General features: G+C 66.5%; 19 protein-coding genes and 1 riboswitch. Of the genes, 10 read left to right on the top strand and 9 right to left on the bottom strand.

Annotated features, from left to right (window positions below; translation table 11 throughout):
* Positions 1 to 3: 3 nt before the first annotated feature.
* Positions 4 to 279: a hypothetical protein gene (locus ACLQI9_RS03885; RefSeq protein WP_442384293.1), complete on the top strand. Its 276-nt coding sequence runs from the start codon at positions 4 to 6 to the stop codon at positions 277 to 279.
* Here the strand turns inward: ACLQI9_RS03885 and ACLQI9_RS03880 are convergent.
* Positions 254 to 1495 carry a TetR/AcrR family transcriptional regulator gene (locus ACLQI9_RS03880; protein WP_442384291.1) on the bottom strand — a complete coding sequence of 414 codons (1242 nt, stop codon included), beginning with the start codon at positions 1493 to 1495 and terminating at the stop codon, positions 254 to 256. The two genes, ACLQI9_RS03885 and ACLQI9_RS03880, sit on opposite strands and share 26 nt — an antisense overlap.
* Positions 1496 to 1651: 156 nt before the next feature.
* Here ACLQI9_RS03880 and ACLQI9_RS03875 point away from each other — a divergent pair, with 156 nt between their 5' ends.
* From ACLQI9_RS03875 to ACLQI9_RS03855, 5 genes are all read left to right on the top strand, one after another.
* A complete protein-coding gene (locus tag ACLQI9_RS03875) occupies positions 1652 to 1876 on the top strand; it encodes a hypothetical protein (RefSeq protein ID WP_442384289.1) in 225 nt (74 codons plus the stop codon).
* Positions 1873 to 2763 (top strand): oxygenase MpaB family protein, encoded by an 891-nt coding sequence (locus ACLQI9_RS03870; protein WP_442384287.1) that lies wholly within the window; start codon positions 1873 to 1875, stop codon positions 2761 to 2763. Before ACLQI9_RS03875 ends, ACLQI9_RS03870 begins: the two co-directional genes overlap by 4 nt.
* A gap of 10 nt (positions 2764 to 2773) precedes the next feature.
* Positions 2774 to 3118 (top strand): hypothetical protein, encoded by a 345-nt coding sequence (locus ACLQI9_RS03865; protein WP_442384285.1) that lies wholly within the window; start codon positions 2774 to 2776, stop codon positions 3116 to 3118.
* A gap of 120 nt (positions 3119 to 3238) precedes the next feature.
* A complete protein-coding gene (locus tag ACLQI9_RS03860; RefSeq protein WP_442384283.1) occupies positions 3239 to 3673 on the top strand; it encodes a MarR family winged helix-turn-helix transcriptional regulator in 435 nt (144 codons plus the stop codon).
* Positions 3674 to 3689: 16 nt separating this feature from the next.
* A complete protein-coding gene (locus ACLQI9_RS03855; RefSeq protein ID WP_442384281.1) occupies positions 3690 to 4559 on the top strand; it encodes an LLM class F420-dependent oxidoreductase in 870 nt (289 codons plus the stop codon).
* 18 nt (positions 4560 to 4577) lie between these two features.
* Here the strand turns inward: ACLQI9_RS03855 and ACLQI9_RS03850 are convergent, their stop codons facing one another.
* From ACLQI9_RS03850 to thiO, 7 genes are all read right to left on the bottom strand, one after another.
* On the bottom strand, positions 4578 to 4919 hold the full coding sequence (locus tag ACLQI9_RS03850; protein ID WP_442384279.1) for an SHOCT domain-containing protein: 342 nt from the start codon (positions 4917 to 4919) through the stop codon (positions 4578 to 4580).
* Between the two features lie 154 nt (positions 4920 to 5073).
* Positions 5074 to 6567 (bottom strand): M28 family metallopeptidase, encoded by a 1494-nt coding sequence (locus ACLQI9_RS03845; RefSeq protein WP_442384329.1) that lies wholly within the window; start codon positions 6565 to 6567, stop codon positions 5074 to 5076.
* Positions 6568 to 6590: 23 nt separating this feature from the next.
* Positions 6591 to 7550: an anti-sigma factor RsbA family regulatory protein gene (locus ACLQI9_RS03840; protein ID WP_442384277.1), complete on the bottom strand. Its 960-nt coding sequence runs from the start codon at positions 7548 to 7550 to the stop codon at positions 6591 to 6593.
* Positions 7551 to 7636: 86 nt separating this feature from the next.
* Positions 7637 to 8398, bottom strand: a complete 762-nt coding sequence (locus tag ACLQI9_RS03835; RefSeq protein ID WP_442384276.1) for an SGNH/GDSL hydrolase family protein — start codon at positions 8396 to 8398, stop codon at positions 7637 to 7639.
* Positions 8395 to 9153 (bottom strand): thiazole synthase, encoded by a 759-nt coding sequence (locus ACLQI9_RS03830; RefSeq protein WP_442384274.1) that lies wholly within the window; start codon positions 9151 to 9153, stop codon positions 8395 to 8397. Before ACLQI9_RS03830 ends, ACLQI9_RS03835 begins: the two co-directional genes overlap by 4 nt.
* The gene (thiS, locus tag ACLQI9_RS03825; protein ID WP_325676808.1) at positions 9146 to 9343 is read right to left on the bottom strand and encodes a sulfur carrier protein ThiS; all 198 of its coding nucleotides are present in this window, start codon (positions 9341 to 9343) and stop codon (positions 9146 to 9148) included. The genes ACLQI9_RS03830 and thiS overlap by 8 nt, the downstream gene beginning before the upstream one ends.
* A 102-nt stretch (positions 9344 to 9445) precedes the next feature.
* On the bottom strand, positions 9446 to 10462 hold the full coding sequence (gene thiO, locus ACLQI9_RS03820) for a glycine oxidase ThiO (protein WP_442384272.1): 1017 nt from the start codon (positions 10460 to 10462) through the stop codon (positions 9446 to 9448).
* Positions 10453 to 10575, bottom strand: a riboswitch (TPP riboswitch). It overlaps the preceding gene by 10 nt.
* A 120-nt stretch (positions 10576 to 10695) precedes the next feature.
* Here thiO and thiE point away from each other — a divergent pair.
* Positions 10696 to 11346 carry a thiamine phosphate synthase gene (gene thiE, locus ACLQI9_RS03815; protein WP_442391092.1) on the top strand — a complete coding sequence of 217 codons (651 nt, stop codon included), beginning with the start codon at positions 10696 to 10698 and terminating at the stop codon, positions 11344 to 11346.
* Here the strand turns inward: thiE and ACLQI9_RS03810 are convergent.
* Positions 11318 to 11941: an NUDIX hydrolase gene (locus ACLQI9_RS03810; RefSeq protein ID WP_442384270.1), complete on the bottom strand. Its 624-nt coding sequence runs from the start codon at positions 11939 to 11941 to the stop codon at positions 11318 to 11320. The two genes, thiE and ACLQI9_RS03810, sit on opposite strands and share 29 nt — an antisense overlap.
* A gap of 108 nt (positions 11942 to 12049) precedes the next feature.
* On the opposite strand from ACLQI9_RS03810, the gene glnX reads away from it, so the two are divergent.
* The 3 genes from glnX to ACLQI9_RS03795 are packed head-to-tail and all read left to right on the top strand — an operon-like array spanning position 12050 to position 16643.
* Entirely contained in the window at positions 12050 to 13369 is a 1320-nt protein-coding gene (glnX, locus tag ACLQI9_RS03805; protein ID WP_442384268.1) for a protein kinase G-activating protein GlnX, read from the top strand.
* Entirely contained in the window at positions 13366 to 14340 is a 975-nt protein-coding gene (locus tag ACLQI9_RS03800) for a glutamate ABC transporter substrate-binding protein (protein WP_442391084.1), read from the top strand. The genes glnX and ACLQI9_RS03800 overlap by 4 nt, the downstream gene beginning before the upstream one ends.
* Positions 14340 to 16643, top strand: a complete 2304-nt coding sequence (locus ACLQI9_RS03795) for a serine/threonine-protein kinase PknG (RefSeq protein WP_442391082.1) — start codon at positions 14340 to 14342, stop codon at positions 16641 to 16643. Before ACLQI9_RS03800 ends, ACLQI9_RS03795 begins: the two co-directional genes overlap by 1 nt.
* Positions 16644 to 16647 lie beyond the last annotated feature (4 nt).

The raw sequence follows: 16647 nt of genomic DNA, 5'->3' as shown, positions 1-16647 counted from the left end.
ACCATGTCTCGCAAAAGCAACCGTGTTGCCCGCTTCTCCGGCCTGGCAATAGCCGGCCTCGGGTTGGCTCACTTCACCAGTCCGCGGATGTGGGAGCAGATCACCAAGACCGCATTCCCGCGCAATACCCGTCAGCACCTCTACACCAACGGCGGTATCGAAACGGTGTTAGGCCTGAGTTTCAGCAGCCGGCAGACCCGCAGCCTGGCCACCGTCGGGTTGATCGGATACCTCGCCTATCTGGGCGGGAATGCTATCCGCCACGCCCAAACACCGTAACCTCCATCAATTTTCGCACGCATGCTTGCGGGTAGGCGGAGTTGTCGGCCGGATGCTCGTAGTGCACCAGCCGTCCCACGTCGACCACCAAGGCCATCGCCGCGTGGACCAAAATGCGCGCCTGCGTCGGTGTCAGCGCCGCGCGGGCCGCTGCCAGCAGACGGACCCAGGAATCGATCGTCGAGCGCTGCACACTGCGCAACAACTCCTCGTCCACCCGGGTCAGGTTGACCCGCTCGGTGTAGTAGATCGCGGCCAGTTCCGGGTTGGCGAATGACGTTGCCACGTAGGCCTCGATCAAGAGGGTGAGCATTTGGCGCGGCTCGGCCACACCAGTCAGGATCGCCGACAGGCGGCCGGAAACCCGGTCGGCCGCACGCCGCAACCCGGTCGAGAGGATGTCGCACTTTCCGGGAAAATACCGGTAGATCCCGGACACCGGGATACCGACGGCCGAAGCGATCTCCGCCATGCTGGTCTCGGGGTAGCCCTTGGCGTTGAACAACACCATTGACGCTTGCAACAGGGCTTCGTAGACGCCGGTATCCGATTCGAAGATCCGCCAGGACGTAGGCCGGCCCACCGCATCCTCCGGCTCCGGGAGCTCGGCACCGAGCACCGCCGTGGCGGCTCCGGCCAGCAGTGCGCGAATCTCGTCGGCCGGCAGCGCAATCCCGTGGTCGACAATGCTGCCGATCACGCTGAGCAGCCCTGACGACAGCATCCACCGTTGCGACGAGCTCAACGTCGGCCGAATCGCTATGAGCGGCCGTTGGATTCGGCGGTTGACCACCCGCAGCTGGTCCATCAGAGTGGATTGATCTTCGGCGTGCAGGTATCGGGCCTGCCAGCGGTAGAGCCCGCCGGACTCGCGATTGGCCAACGTCACGTCGATGAGTGCGTCGACCAGTCGGTCCAATGTCGCAGCCGAGTCGGCACCTGAGATTTCGCAGGGGGCCGCGTCGGCGAAATCGGTGCAGTCGACCAGTTGCTGACCGAGGGCCAGCACCGCGCCGCGAAACAGCTCGTACTTGCTCGCGTAGTGCCGGTAGAGCGCGGGCGCGGAGATTCCGACCTTGGCCGCGATGGCCTCCATGCTGACCGCGTGGTAGCCCAGCGCACTGAACGACTCGGCGGACGCCCGGGCGATCCGAGCTTTCCGGTCTTTGGGCCGTCGACGCACGACGACCGCAGGTTCAGTGCGCGCGGTCGTCACCGCCTCACCCTAGCGTGCAGATCAGTTGCTGAAAAACCTACCCGAGAGTCAGAATCCCTATTAACATAATCGGTGCTCGCCATGCCCTCGGAGGGCTGACGAGCCGGGACGTCGCGGACGATGATGTCCGGGGGCCGTTGTGAGAGGCAGGCGGGCATGCTGGAGAGGGTTCGGCGCTTCCTCGGCTACCAGCTCACGATCGCCGAGCTGATCGGATTCGGATTGATCATTGGCACACCGTATTTGATAGTGGGAGCGATCTGGTCGACGACACACACCGCGCATTTGCAGCACATGCACGGGGCCGACCTCGTGGTGTCGTTTCTCGGATCGATAGTGTCCTGGCCGGTCCTGCTGTTTTCGGACGTTTGCATGACATGAGCACTGAAGCCGCCGGAGTAGCGCTGACCACCGCCGATACTCGGATTCACATAACCCATCGCACAGCCCGCTGGGATGACCGGCCGGCCACCCTCTCCGACGCCCTCGACTTCTGGTCGTTCGCCGCCGGCGCGGCCAATGTGGTCATGCAGCTGTCCTGGCCCGGGGTCGGCCACGGGGTGGTCGAGAGCAACGTGGACTCCGGCAACCTGATGAAGCACCCGTGGAAGCGGGTGCGCACCACCTTCAGTTACCTGGCGGTCGCGATTCTGGGCAACCCAGGTGATCGCGCGGCCTACCGCGACGCGGTCGACGCCGTGCATCGCCAGGTCAGATCGGAGCCCGGCAGCCCGGTTTCCTACAGTGCTTTTGACCGCGACCTTCAGATGTGGGTGGCGGCATGCCTTTTCGTCGGTCTAGAGGACACCTACCAGTTGCTGCGCGGAAGGCTGACCGACGAACTCGCCGAGCAGTTCTACGGCTCGGCGTCTACCTTGGGCACCACACTGCAGGTAAGCGAAAGCCAATGGCCCATCACCCGAGCCGATTTCGACCGTTACTGGAACGAAGCGTGTCAGCGGGTCGTGGTTGACGACGTGGTGCGCAGCTACCTGCAGAACCTGATTGACCTGCGAATGGTATCGGCGTTGCTGCGTCCGGCGTTCGGCCCGCTGCTGCGCTTTCTGACCGTGGGATTTCTCGCGCCGGTATTCCGCGAGACCCTGCAGGTCAAGTGGACGCCCGGTCAGCAGCGCCGGTTCGAATATCTGTTTTTGCTGGTGGCGTTCGTCAATCGGTTTCTACCCAGGTTCATCCGTCAGGGCGGCAGCTACCTGCTACTGGCCGACGTGCGCAGGCGAATCCGCGGCCGCCGCAATCTGATTTGAAAGGAAACCTGTGAGCAATCGTGCGCTATTCCTGAGCATCGCGGGTGCGTTATTGGTGGTCCTCGGGCTGCTGGCACTCTGGTTTCCGGTCTATCTGGGCCACTACGACCAATACGGCATGCAGATCAGCTGCGGCAGAGGGTTCAGCGCCAACCTGTCGCAGGCCGCCGACGCCAAGGGCGACGGTCTCGTCGCCCAATGCGGCACGGCGCTGCTGCTGCGTCGGATCTGGGCGATCCCGGCTGCTGTTTCGGGATGGCTGATACTCACCGGCCTGGTCGCGACCTGGGTCCACGCCAAACCGCCTGCGGAGGAAAGCTCGCGTTTCTGGGAATTGAGCGGGGACAGCACATAGCACGGTCGACACTCGCCGGGAACCCGCGACGGCGGGCCTTCGGGAGCATGTATACATCTTCAGCTCTAACTAGACAGTTAGAACTGTGCAGTCAAGACTGTCTAGCGTAGGCTGAAGCTGGTGGACGGAATCACAGAGTCGGCGGGAGCGGCTGCCCGAGATCTTCGGGTGATGTTCAGCCGGCTACGGCGCCAGCTGAAGGATGTTGCGACCGGGACCGATCTGACGCCGTCGCAGACCGCGGTGCTCACCCGGCTCTGGAAAGAGGGCGCATCATCGGCCAGCGCGCTGGCCGCCGCCGAGCGGGTTCGGCCGCAGTCGATGGCGACCATACTGGCCGGACTCGACCAGCACGGCCTTATCCGACGCGCGCCCGACCCCGACGACGGTCGGCGCCAAGTGATCTCGTTGACCACCGCCGGCCGCCGCCGAGCGGAAAGCGACCGTCAGGTCCGCGAGGAATGGCTGGCTCGTGCCATGCAGGAGCGCTACACCGAGCGGGAACGTCGCGTCATCCTCGACGCATTGTCCCTGCTTCAGCGTTTGACTGACTAGTGAAGGGAGCTAGGAAATGAAATTGGGAATACACTTCATCGACTTTCTGCCGGGCGATCCGGCGGACCAGGGGCCCACACTGGTAGCGACGGCCAAGGCCGCCGAAGACGCCGGTGCGACGATGTTCACCTTGGCAGATCATTTCTTTCAAATGGAAGGCGTTGGGCGCGCTGAGGATCCGTTCCTGGAGGGCTACACGTCGCTGGGCTTTCTGGCCGGCCAGACAACCAGCATCACCCTCGCATTGCTGGTCACCGGGGTCACCTATCGTCATCCGGGGGTGCTGGCCAAGACGGTCACCACACTCGACGTGCTCTCGCAGGGTCGGTCGATGTTCGGCATCGGAGCCGCCTGGTATGAGCGCGAGCATGTCGCCTTAGGTGTCCCGTATCCACCGCTGCGCGACCGGTTCGAGATGCTCGAAGAGACGCTGCAGATCTGTCTGCAGATGTGGAGCGACGACAATGGGCCCTACCACGGAAAGCACTATCAGCTGGCCGAAACCATCTGTGAGCCCCAGCCGATCCGTCGGCCACCGATCCTCATCGGCGGTAGCGGTGAGAAGAAGACACTGCGGATGGTCGCGCAATATGCCGATGTCTGGAACACCACGGATTCCGAGCCCGACGAACTCGAGCACAAGATCGACGTATTGAGGCGTCACTGCGACACGGTGGGCCGGGATGTCAGCGAGGTCCGCAAAACCGTTGGCCTCTTCGCCGACCCGTTCGCCGACATCGACGGCTACCTGAAGCGGCTTGAGCGCTACGCCGAGCTGGGCATCGAGATGATCAACATCGGTCCAGTGCCAGGCACTCCGGATCCCGCCGGCTTCGTGCAACGCTTCGGGGACGAGCTGATGACGAAGGTAGCTGAGATCGGTTGAGCGGCAAGGGCGTGTGGATCAGATGCCGGAGATGATCCCTGCCCGCCTTTCGGCGTATTCGGTGTCCGAAATGGCGCCGCTGGTGCGCAGGGCCTCGAGTTCCTGCAGGCGCTGCGACGGCGGAGCAGCCGACGGCGGAGACACCGGCTGAGGCCCCTGCACAGCAGTGTTGGGCTGCCAGTGCTGAACCGTGGCACTTGACCTTTCGCCGAAGTTGAGCAGACCGAGTCGCATCAGGAGCAGAAGCAGCGCTACGATACCTCCGATCGGCATGCCGAGGCGGTCCCCGGCCCTGGCCGCCACGATGCCCAATCCGACTGCCAGCCCGGCGAACCGACCAATACGAGTAGCGCGCTTCATTGATGTTCCTTTCCCCGGCCGCACCCATGGGGCGCGCAGTCTTGTTGATCAGCGGGGACCCACCCGAATGACGCGGCACACTACTCCGCGCACGACCTCGGCAGGCGTGTTTGGCACAGGTTGTCACCTGGGTAAATACCGGCGTCGAAGCCGATTACTTACCCAGCTCGTGCCGGGTGCGGTCTTCGCGGATCGGAACACCGTTGCGGCCGGTCAGATCCTGTGCGTACAAACCGATCCCATACGCGACGCCGCCACCATTGATGCCAAGCTCGGTGCCGTCGATGTGGTCCAAGGTGTCGGTGCTCTTGTGGTAGTTCGGGTCGAACGGCTGGTCCGCAGTACCGCCCCAGAGCTTCGCCTCGTCCGAGGTTTTCTTGTTCTCGGCGCCGGAGAACAACCCACCCGACGGGATACCCGCCAACGTGAAGCCGTCGTAGTCGGACCGACCGTCGAACGAGGTGTCCTCCGCCTTCTTGCCGGCCGAGTTCAAGTAGCTGACCAACGTTCGCTCGATCCCGGCCGAACCCTCCGGCATCACCGGATCACCCCGCTTGTCGGCCGGCAACGACTGATCCCCGTCGTAGGTGAAGTAGCCCGGATTCGGCGACGCGAGCATGTCGAAGTTCAAATACAGCGCAATGTCCTTGAGCGCGTCGACATCTAACGATTCGACGTACTTCCGCGAGCCGATCAGCCCGAGTTCCTCTGCACCCCAGAAGCCGAATCGCACCGCGTTGTGGATCTCCGGTGAGCTGCCCAACTGCAGCGCGGTCTCCAGAACCGCGGCCACCCCGGACCCATTGTCGTTGATGCCGGGTCCCTCGGGAACGCTGTCGAGGTGCGCTCCGGCCATAACGACGTCGCTGGTCAAGCCGGTCTTGGTCTGAGCGATGACGTTGCGGGCTTGCAAGATCTTGGTGTCCGCAGAGAGCTTTACCGTCGCGGGCCCCGAGGTGAGGTGCAGGGCCGCGCCGTCGGCCTTGCTCACGCTGACCACTGGGATCTTGACGTCGGTGTTCTCCCCCAGAGTGCCGCCCATCCGCTCCTCGACGACGTTGTCCGCGACGATCATCGCGACGGCGCCGCGCTGCACGGCGGCGGCTTCCTTCTGGGCGAATGGGCAGGTGCCGCGGTCAACCAGCACCACCGCACCGTTGACCGGCAGGCTGCCGTAGTCATTGGCATTGCAGCCCAGGCTTGCATCGACCGGGACGGTCACCAGCGGACCGGTCACCCCGATGGGCGGAGTGGCGAGGCTGAATTCCAGGGCCCGCGCTTCGACCGTCCTATCGCCGACGGTCACCGACCCGGGGTCGGAGTGGAACACATGCGCTTCGAACTGCGCGGTTTGCACCTCAAAACCCTTGTCCCGCAACTTGCCCACCACGTAATCGACGCTGGCGTCGTAACCGGGGGTGCCGACCGCGCGGGTGTTGCCGTTGGCCTTGGCGATGTCCTGCAGCTTCGACAAGTGCGCCATCATCGCGTCGGCGGTGACCCGCCCGCGCAGGGCGGCGGCGAAATCCGGGCTAGATATTCGCTTCAGCGGCTGAACGGTGTCAGACGACGCACACCCGCCAGCCGCCAACGCAAGGGCCGCAACGGCTGCAATACCGGTGCGGAACGGTTGTGATTTGTTGATCATCGCGCCCCAGGTTAGACGGCGCATCAAATGGCATCTTCGCCGGAATGGTCGAGCCGCAGGTAAGCATGAATGGTGGTGCCGGCCGGTGTCGTGTGGGTGCGCAACAAATCGGCGATCGTGTTGACCACGAAGAGCCCGTACGGCCCGACTCCCTGCCCGGCGGGCGGCCGGCGGCCGGCGAGCGGATCTGCCCAGCGGCCCATATCGCGCGCCTCGCAGACCACGTGCCCTGTCTCGTACCAGAACGCCAGTCGGCATGCGCCGCCGGCATGGTCGAGGCTGTTGGTCGCCAGCTCGGTCGCGACCAACATCAGGTCGGCGGCTCTGGCCGCGGACATGCCCAGCAACCGGCCATAGCGTTCAACACACTTGCGGGCGCCGCCCAGATCGACCGGCTCGCTGACGGTGTACGTCACTGCGGCGGGGTTGGTCGCCAGCGGTTCATTGCACTGGTCGAGTGCGGCATCCAGCGCGTACTCGGGACTGTGTTTTCGCGATCCGCCCCGCCAGATCTGCGGATGCGTGAGGCCGACGTCGGCCAGGACGTTTTCACTCAGGCAAGACGCGTCGTAAGGACACAGACCTGTCACGTCCAAGCCCGCGAACGCAATGTTGGCCAGTGCCTCATGCTGCATGCACGCGGAATACTCGTACGCGGTGCGGCCCTCCCAGACCGGCTCGGCGATGATGCGGACATGCCGGCCAGGGTGGCGTTCGACAAAGGCGAGTTGCGCCGCGAGGATCCGGCCGGGATTGCGGCCGAATCCCATGATGTCGGCCATTGTCACGTCCGCCGCCGAGTCGCCCAATTCCTGACGCAACCTCGCCAGCCTGTCCCCCGGCACTGCGACCAGCACCGGCTGCGCGCGGTCCAGACCCTCGGAGATGAACCGCCCCAGCCAATCGACGTATTCGCGCTCCGAGTGGTAGAGGAGTGCCGAATGGTCGTAGGCCGAAAGTTCTGCGTGCGCTCTGAGTGTCATATCGACGGATCGGTCCCTCGGCAGTGCTTGCCCGCGTGTCGTTTTCCTGAATGTCGCAGCGTTAGATTTACCCAGGCGACAGAAAACTAACCGTCTCCGTTGGTCGGCTCGATGATCAAGTCGGCCACGGCACGCATGCCTGCGCCGTTGGGGTGAAATGGCGCCGGCCGCCACGGCAGCGGCCAGCCCGCACCCGCCGCCCACGGGTCCGCTGACCAGCCGTGATGCTCGCGGCTGGCTTGTCCGGCGCGGACGAGCTCGCAGCCAGTGGCCTGTGCGGCTGCCGCGGTGGTTTCTTCGAGACCTTGACCGATGTGGCGACCCAGGTCGACGTCCGTGGCCGACAACGGCGGGGCCGGCACTCCATCCGGCGGCAACAGTGTCAGGTAGTCGACGAACACCACCCGGGCCCGCGGAGCGCGCCGGCGCACCGCGGTGCCGACCACGCGCAGCGAGTCGCCGACGTCGCCGAGCGCTTGCTCGCGCGCGTCGCGGTCAAACAATGCACCGATCGCGGGCAGCAACCGGGCCGGCCGGGGCAACGTCGCGGCCATCAGCAGCGGCACGTATCCGACGTCGTTGCCGCCGATCGTGATGGTGACCAGCTCTTCGGAGCCGTCCAACGCCTCGATTTGCGGCTGCGCACCGCGCTGCCGTTCGGCCAGCACGTGCACGGTGGTGGCGCCGGAAAAGGTGACGTCGACCAGGTCGAGGTTTAGTCGTTCGGCGACCAGGTGGGCGTAGTTGCGGGCCGATCGCCCCGACCCGAAGGGCGCGCCCGGCGCATGGGGCCGGATACCGGGACCGGCCGCCATCGAACTGCCGAGCGCCACATACCGCCCGCTCATAGGTCCGGACTCGACGCCTGCGCCCAGAACCGCTTCGGAATCCGCCCGGCGCGACGGGCCAGATAACCGGCGGTGACGGCGGCGGCCATCGCCGCGGCCATCGTGGGCGGGTCGGCGGCGCGGGTCACCGCGGTCGCCAACAGCACCGCGTCACACCCCAACTCCATCGCCAGCGCGGCGTCACTGGCGGTTCCGATGCCGGCGTCGAGGACAACGGGGACACTGGCCTGCGCGACGATCATCTCGATGTTGTGCGGGTTGGCGATGCCCAGACCCGTCCCGATCGGTGAGCCCAGCGGCATCACTGCCGCGCAGCCGGTCTCCTCCAGACGTTTGGCCAGCACCGGGTCGTCGTTGGTGTACGGCAGCACGGTAAACCCGTCGTCGACCAATTGCTCTGCGGCTCTGACTAATTCGATGGCATCGGGCAGCAGCGTGCGTTCGTCGGCGATCACTTCCAGCTTGACCCATTCGGTCCCCAGCGCTTCGCGGGCAAGCTGGGCGGTCAGCACCGCCTCCGCGGCGCCACGGCAGCCCGCGGTGTTGGGCAGCGGCGTGATGCCCAGTCGGCTCAACAGGTCGAGCATGCCCGTGCCGCCCTCGGCGTCCACTCGGCGCATCGCGACGGTGGTCAGCTCGGTGCCGGAAGCGATCAGGGCTTCCTCGAGCACTGCCAGATTGGCCGCGCCCCCGGTGCCCATGATCAACCGCGACGTGAAGCTTCGCCCGGCGATCGTCAGTTCCGAGTCAGCCACCCTGCACCGCCGTCACCACCTGGATTTGTGCACCGTCGGAAAGAGTTGTCGCCCAGCTAGATCGCGGCAGAACAGCCTGGTCGAGCGCTACCGCAATGCCGCGGTCGGGATACCCCAGCGACTGCAGCAGCGCCGCAACCGTCGTCTGGTCATCGACCTCGAGTCGTTCCGCGTTGACAAGGATGATCATGCGCCGCTTCTCCTCATCGCTTCGCTCTGCATCGTCGCACCGCGGATGATCATGCGCCGCTTCTCCTCATCGCTTCGCTCTGCATCGTCGCACCGCGGATGATCATAGGCGGGCTCCAACCGGGATGAGTTCGGACACAATCTGTTCGGCTGTCCAGGGCGCCAGCAGGAAACCGGATCGGCCGTGGCCGGCGGCGACCAGCGTGCGCGCATCCAACCGTCCCACCAGCGGCAGGTTGTCCGGTGTCATTGGACGCAGGCCGGCGACGCACTCCGCCAACTCGTACTCGCCGAGCGCCGGCATCACGGTGCACGCATCGTCGAGCAGGTCACGCACACCGGATACCGTCGGCGCAGTATCGCGGCCGTGCTCGTACTGGGTGGCGCCCACGACCACGCCGTCGGCGCGCGGCACCAGATACACCTGTCGTCCGTGCACACGAGCACGAATTACCCGCTGCGGCACCGGTATACACCCCTTGCGCCAGCGCAGCCGCAGCACTTCACCCTTCACCGGCCGGATCGGCAGACCGGGCCACAATGTCGGGGCGTCGATTCCGTTGGCAATCACGACGGCGTCAGCCTGCAGGGAACCCAGGTCAGCTACCGGCCCCTCCCATTCGACGCCGAGCTGCTGGCATGCCGCCGCCAGCCCCTCGAGCAGGGCACGGTTGTCCACCGCCAGTTCGGTAGGCGCCCGGAACCCGTGCCGAATGCCCTGTGCCAGTGCCGGTTCCACGTCACGAGCGGCCGACTCCCAGACCACCGGGTGGCCTTGCTCGGACAGCCAGTCGGCGACCGTATGCAGGTCGGCGACATCGGCGCGGTCGACGGCGACCACCAACGATTCCCGCGCGGTGATCACCTGCCCTGGCAGCCCGTCGGTGAAGTTGCCGTGTTGCCACAGCCGCAGCGACTCCAGGCCGAGTTGCAGCAGCCGCTCCTCGCCGGGCCACCCTTCGCTGTGCGGCGCCAGCATTCCGGCCGCCACCCAGGACGCGCCCGGCTGCCCGGTGCGATGCACCCGCACCGACCAACCGGCCTGCGCCGCGCGCCGCGCCACCGACAGCCCGATGACGCCGCCGCCGATGACGGCCAGCGATCCCGAGTCCGGTGGCATCTTCCGCTCCCTTCGCCGGCATGATCCGGATCAGGTGTGACGGTAAGGACAGGTTTGGTGTGCCCACTCTCAGCCCCGCACTCGCATGTCCCGGGACTCCCGTGTCGACTTCCCACGCTAGCCGCTAGCGTCGCGGTGTGCACGAAAGTGACGGCCCCGCTCTCCCCAGCTGCGCGGGGACCCCAGCTCGGCCCGCGCCGGGCCGCCTCGTCGCCGGGGCGGCATCTTGGGGGCTGGCGAGCGCGCGGCTGTACCTGTGCACCGACGCGCGCCGCGATCGTGGCGATCTGGCCGAGTTCGCCGACGCCGCGCTGGCCGGCGGGGTGGACATCATTCAGCTGCGCGACAAAGGCTCGACCGGTGAGCACCAGCTGGGTCCACTCGAGGCGCGTGACGAGCTGGCGGCGCTGGAGGTCCTCGCCGACGCGGCACGCCGACACGGCGCACTGGTGGCCGTGAACGACCGCGCCGACATCGCCCGTGCCGCCGGCGCCGACGTGCTGCACCTGGGCCAGGACGACCTGCCGCTGGCGGTGGCGCGCGACATCGTCGCACCGGAGACGCTGATCGGCCGGTCCGCGCACGATCGCGACCAGGTGGTCGCGGCGATCGCCGAGGACGTCGACTACTTCTGCGTCGGACCGTGCTGGCCGACGCCCACGAAACCAGGACGCCCGGCACCGGGCCTGCAGCTGGTGCGTGTCGCCGCCGACCTGGCGTCCGACAAACCGTGGTTCGCCATCGGCGGTATCGACGCCGGCCGGCTGGCGGATGTGCTGGAGGCCGGCGCCCGCCGCATCGTGGTGGTGCGGGCGATCACGGCCGCGGAGGATCCGCGGGCGGCGGCCGAGCGGCTCAGTTCGGCGCTCGCAGCAGAGAGCTGACCAGGGAACTCAGCTGGGACGGCGCGTGGTCGGGTTTGCCCGCGGTGCACCACACGAAAACGCCCGCCTCGATCTCGACCGTGCGTGGCAGGTGGCGACGCCGCTCGTCGCCGGGGCTCAACGGCACGATCGCCGGCGCGGTGCGCAGGTGCTGCCAGCTGGCTGCGAACCCCGGGTGCAGCGGCAAGTCGGCCACCTCGTCCTCGCTGACCCAGCGCAGCTCGGCGCTTTCCCGGTTGGGCACGGTGTAGAGAAGCTCACCCGCGTCGGCAACGACGGTGGTGTACGTCCAGTGGGTGCCGCTGGCAGTGGCGGTGATCACGGTGCCGCGCACCGAGAGCTGCTCGCCCGGCAGCCCCGCCTCCTCGTGGGCTTCCCGGACGGCGGCCTGCTCGGCGGTCTCATGGCTGTCGCGGGCGCCCCCCGGTAGACCCCACGTTCCGCCCTGATGACTCCACGGCGCCCGATGCTGCAGCAACACCGCCGGTGTGCCGTCGGGCCGGGGCGCTCTCAGCAGCAGGCCGGCCGCGCCGTGCCGGCCCCAGTAGTGCATGCCGGTGTCGGACACCACCCATCCGTCACCGTCGCCGCGCACGCGTTCAGGATAAGCAGCCCTCAGATCCCCGCATCTGGCGAACAAACTCTTAAGATTCACTTATAGAGTTCGTGACACACCCGCCCGAAAGTTGAGGTCCGAACAGAGTTGACCGTTGAGTTGGCGCATCCGTCGACCGAGCCTTTGGGTTCGCGGTCGCCGACCGAACCGGCCCACCCCCGCTGGTGGTTCATCGCGACGACGCCGGGCCGCATCCTGACCATCGGTCTCATCCTGGCGATCCTCGGCGGGCTGAGTGCGTTTGCCACCTCGACCACGATCAACCAGCGGCAGCAGGCGCTGACCACCGTGATGAAGCACACCGAGCCGCTGGCGTTCGCGGCCGGGCGGCTGTACACCACGTTGTCGGTGGCCGACGCGGCAGCCGCGACCGCCTTCATCGCCCAAGCCGAACCCCGCACCGTCCGGCAGCGCTACGAGCAGGCGATCACCGACGCGGCGGTCGCGGTGACCAGGGCGTCCAGCGGGCTCACCGACGAGCCGCTGGTGCAGTTGCTCGGGCGGATCAACGCCGAATTGGCCGTCTACACCGGGCTGATCGAGATTGCGCGCACCAATAACCGGGCCGGTAACCCAGTCGGGTCGTCGTATCTGTCCGAGGCGTCGGCGCTGATGCAGTCCACGATCCTGCCGGACGCGCAACAGCTTTACCACGAGACGTCGGCGCGGGTGGACGCGGAGACCACGGCATCGACCCAGATCCCGGCTCCGGTGATCCTCGTCGTCGCCGCCACGGCGGTCTTCGGCGCTGCCGCCCACCGCTGGCTGGCCCGGCGCACCAAACGGCGAATCAACCCGGGTCTTGTCGCGGGCGCGCTCGCGATTCTCGTTATGGTGGTCTGGGTGGGAACCGCTCTTGCGATTTCCACCAGCGGCAGCCGCAGCGCCAAAGACACTGCAGCGGAATCGCTGAAAACCGTCACGGACTTGTCCATTAGTGCTCAGCAGGCCCGTGCCGACGAGACACTGTCGCTGATCCGGCGCGGGGACGAAGAAGTCCGCAAGCAGTCCTTCTACGAACGCATCGACGCCATGCACAAGCAGCTCGACGAATATCTCTCTCGACCCGACGCCGTCGACAAGAGCGACTTGCAGGGCGCCGATCAACTGCTGACCCAATGGCGGCGGGCCGACGATCGGATCAACTCCTACATCTCGGTTGGCAATTACCGGGCCGCCACCCAGGTCGCGCTGGGCAGCGGTGAGAAGGACTCCACCCCCGCGTTCGACAAACTCGACCGTGCGCTGGGTAAGGCCATGGAGCAGAGCCGTGATCAATTGCGCGACGACATCCTCAACGCGCGCCGTGGGCTGGCCGGCGCCACGGTCGGTGGTGTCGTGCTCAGCCTGGGCGCGGCCGTCGCGGTCGCCCTTGGGTTGTGGCCCCGACTGAGCGAGTACCGATGACCAAGCGCCTGCCCCGCATCCTGTGCGCCGCCCTGGCGGCGACCACGGTGCTGGCCGGGTGCAGCGAGTCGGCTGCCATGGTGGTGACACCGGCGCCGACCCTGCCGCCGCCCACACCGGCCGGCATGCAGGAAATGCCACCAAAGTCGCCACTGCCCCCGGACACGTCCGCCGACAGCTGCAACCCCACCGCCAGCCTGCGCCCATTTACCAACCCGGCCGACGCCGACGCCGCGGTGGCGAATATCCGTGCTCGCGGCAGGCTGATCGTCGGCCTGGACATCGGCAGCAACCTGTTCAGCTTCCGCGACCCGATCACCGGCGAGATCACGGGTTTCGACGTCGACATCGCGGGCGAGGTGGCACGCGATATCTTCGGCAACCCCGCGCAGGTCGAGTACCGGATCCTGTCGTCCGACGAGCGCATCACCGCGCTGGAGAAGTCGGAGGTCGACATCGTCGCCAAGACGATGACGATCACCTGCGAGCGGCGCAAGCAGGTCAACTTCTCCACCGTCTACCTCGACGCCACACAGCGCATCCTGGCGTCGCGCGACTCCCCGATCACCAAGCCGTCCGATCTCTCCGGCAAGCGGGTCTGCGTGGCGAGGGGCACCACGTCTCTGCGCCGGATCCGGGAGATCGCGCCGCCGCCGATCGTGGTGGACGTGGTGAACTGGGCCGACTGTCTGGTGACGCTGCAGCAGCGGCAAGTCGACGCGATCAGCACCGATGACTCGATCCTGGCCGGACTGGTTTCCCAGGACCCTTACCTGCACATCGTCGGACCCAACATGGGTACTCAGCCCTACGGCATCGGGATCAAGCTGGACAACACCGGGCTGGTCCAGTTCGTCAACGGCACCCTGGAACGAATCCGCCGCGACGGCACCTGGAACGCCTTGTATCGCAAGTGGTTGACGGTGCTCGGTCCGGCGCCGGCCGCGCCGCGCCCAAGGTATGTGGACTGATGACCGAGCAACCGGTGGATCCGGAACGCCGAGACGCCGACGACGGCTTGCAGGACGGCTTGCAGGACAGCGACGTCGGCCCGGGCACCCAGCCCGTCGATGCGACGGTGGATTCGTCGTCTCAGGAACGCCCGGTGACCACGCAGGCGGTCTTCCGCCCCAATTTCGACGACGACGATTCCGAAGCCACGCCGGTGCACATCGCCGACACCGAGCCGCAAGAACGCGTGAAGCCGGCCACGCGGGCGCCGGTCCGGCGATTGGGTGGCGGTCTGGTCGAGATTCCGCGGGTGCCCGACATCGACCCGCTCGAAGCATTGATGCCCAATCCGGTTGTGCCGGAGTCGAAACGGTTTTGCTGGAACTGTGGGCGGCCGGTGGGCCGATCCAGCGCGAGCAACAAGGCGCAGAATGCACAGTCCGAGGGCTCGTGCCCTTTCTGCGGAAGCCCGTATTCGTTTCTCCCGCAACTGAGTCCGGGTGACGTCGTCGCCGGCCAGTACGAAATCAGGGGCTGCATCGCGCACGGTGGGCTGGGCTGGGTGTACCTGGCGCTGGACCGCAACGTCAACGATCGTCCAGTGGTACTCAAAGGTTTGGTGCATTCCGGCGACGCCGAGGCCCAAGCGATCGCGATGGCGGAGCGGCGATTCCTCGCCGAGGTGGTGCACCCGTCGATCGTGCAGATCTTCAACTTCGTCGAGCACACCGACCGGCACGGGGAACCCGTCGGCTACATCGTCATGGAGTACGTCGGTGGGCAATCGCTCAAACGTCGCAAAGGCGACAAGCTGCCCGTCGCCGAAGCCATCGCCTACGTGTTGGAAATCCTTCCGGCGCTGAGCTATTTGCATTCCATCGGTTTGGTCTACAACGACCTCAAGCCGGAAAACATCATGCTCACCGAAGAACAGCTCAAGCTGATCGACCTGGGGGCTGTGTCACGGATCAATTCGTTCGGCTACCTCTACGGCACACCGGGTTACCAGGCCCCCGAGATCGTGCGGACCGGCCCGACGGTGGCCAGCGACATCTATACGGTTGGGCGCACGCTCGCGGCTCTGACGTTGAAAATGCGCACCCGCGGCGGCCGCTATGTCGAGGGGCTGCCCGAAGGCGACCCGGTGCTCATCAAGTACGACTCGTTCGCCCGGTTGTTGCGTCGCGCGATCGATCCGGATCCACGGCGGCGGTTCGCCAGCGCTGAGGAGATGTCCGGGCAGCTGTCCGGTGTTCTGCGCGAGGTGGTCGCCCAGGACACCGGTGTGCGGCGGCCAGGCTTGTCGACGATCTTCAGCCGCACCCGCTCCACGTTCGGCGAAGACCTGTTGGTTGCGCATACCGACGTATACCTGGACGGCCATGTGCATTCGGAGAAGCTGACCGCCAAGGAGATCGTTACCGCGCTGCAGGTGCCGCTGGTCGATCCGGCCGATGTCGCCGCGCAGCTGCTCGGAGCGACGGTGCTGTCCCAACCGGTGCAGACGTTGGACTCGCTGCGCGCGTTTCGTCACGGCGCAATGGATTCCGAGGACATCGACTTGTCGGAGTCTGTCGAACTGCCGCTGATGGAGGTGCGGGCGCTCCTGGACCTCGGCGACGTGGCCAAGGCCACCCGCAAACTCGACGACCTGGCCGAGCGGGTCGGCTGGCGATGGCGGCTGGTTTGGTACCGCGGGGTCTCGGAATTGCTGACCGGCGATTACGAATCGGCGAGCAAGCATTTCAGCGAGGTACTGGACACCTTCCCCGGCGAGCTGGCGCCCAAGATGGCGCTGGCCGCGACCGCCGAATTGGCCGGCAGCTCAGACGAACACATGTATTACGAGGAAGTCTGGAACACCGACGACGGGGTGATTTCGGCGGCCTTCGGACTGGCCAGGGCGCAGTCGGTGGAAGGCGATCGCGAAGGCGCGGTACGCACTCTCGACGAAGTACCAGCCACGTCAAGGCATTTCACCACCGCGCGGCTGACCAGTGCGGTGACGCTGCTGTCCGGCCGGTCGGCGAGCGAGATCACCGAAGAGCAGATCCGCGACGCCGCGCGGCGGGTGGAGGCGCTGCCGCCGACCGAGCCGCGGGTGCTGCAGATCCGCGCGCTGGTCCTAGGCAGCGCGTTGGACTGGCTCGGAGAACACGAGGCCAGTACCAACCACATTCTCGGCTTTCCGTTCACCGAACATGGGCTGCGGCTTGGCGTCGAAGCGTCGCTGCGGGGGCTGGCCCGGGCGGCGCCCACCCAGGCGCACCGCTACACGCTGGTCGACATGGCCAACCGGGTGCGGCCAACGTCCACGTTCTAACTCG

The sequence above is a fragment of the Mycobacterium sp. genome (genome assembly GCF_052143115.1).
Taxonomy (GTDB): domain Bacteria; phylum Actinomycetota; class Actinomycetes; order Mycobacteriales; family Mycobacteriaceae; genus Mycobacterium.
This window is presented reverse-complemented; position numbering and strand designations above follow the sequence as displayed.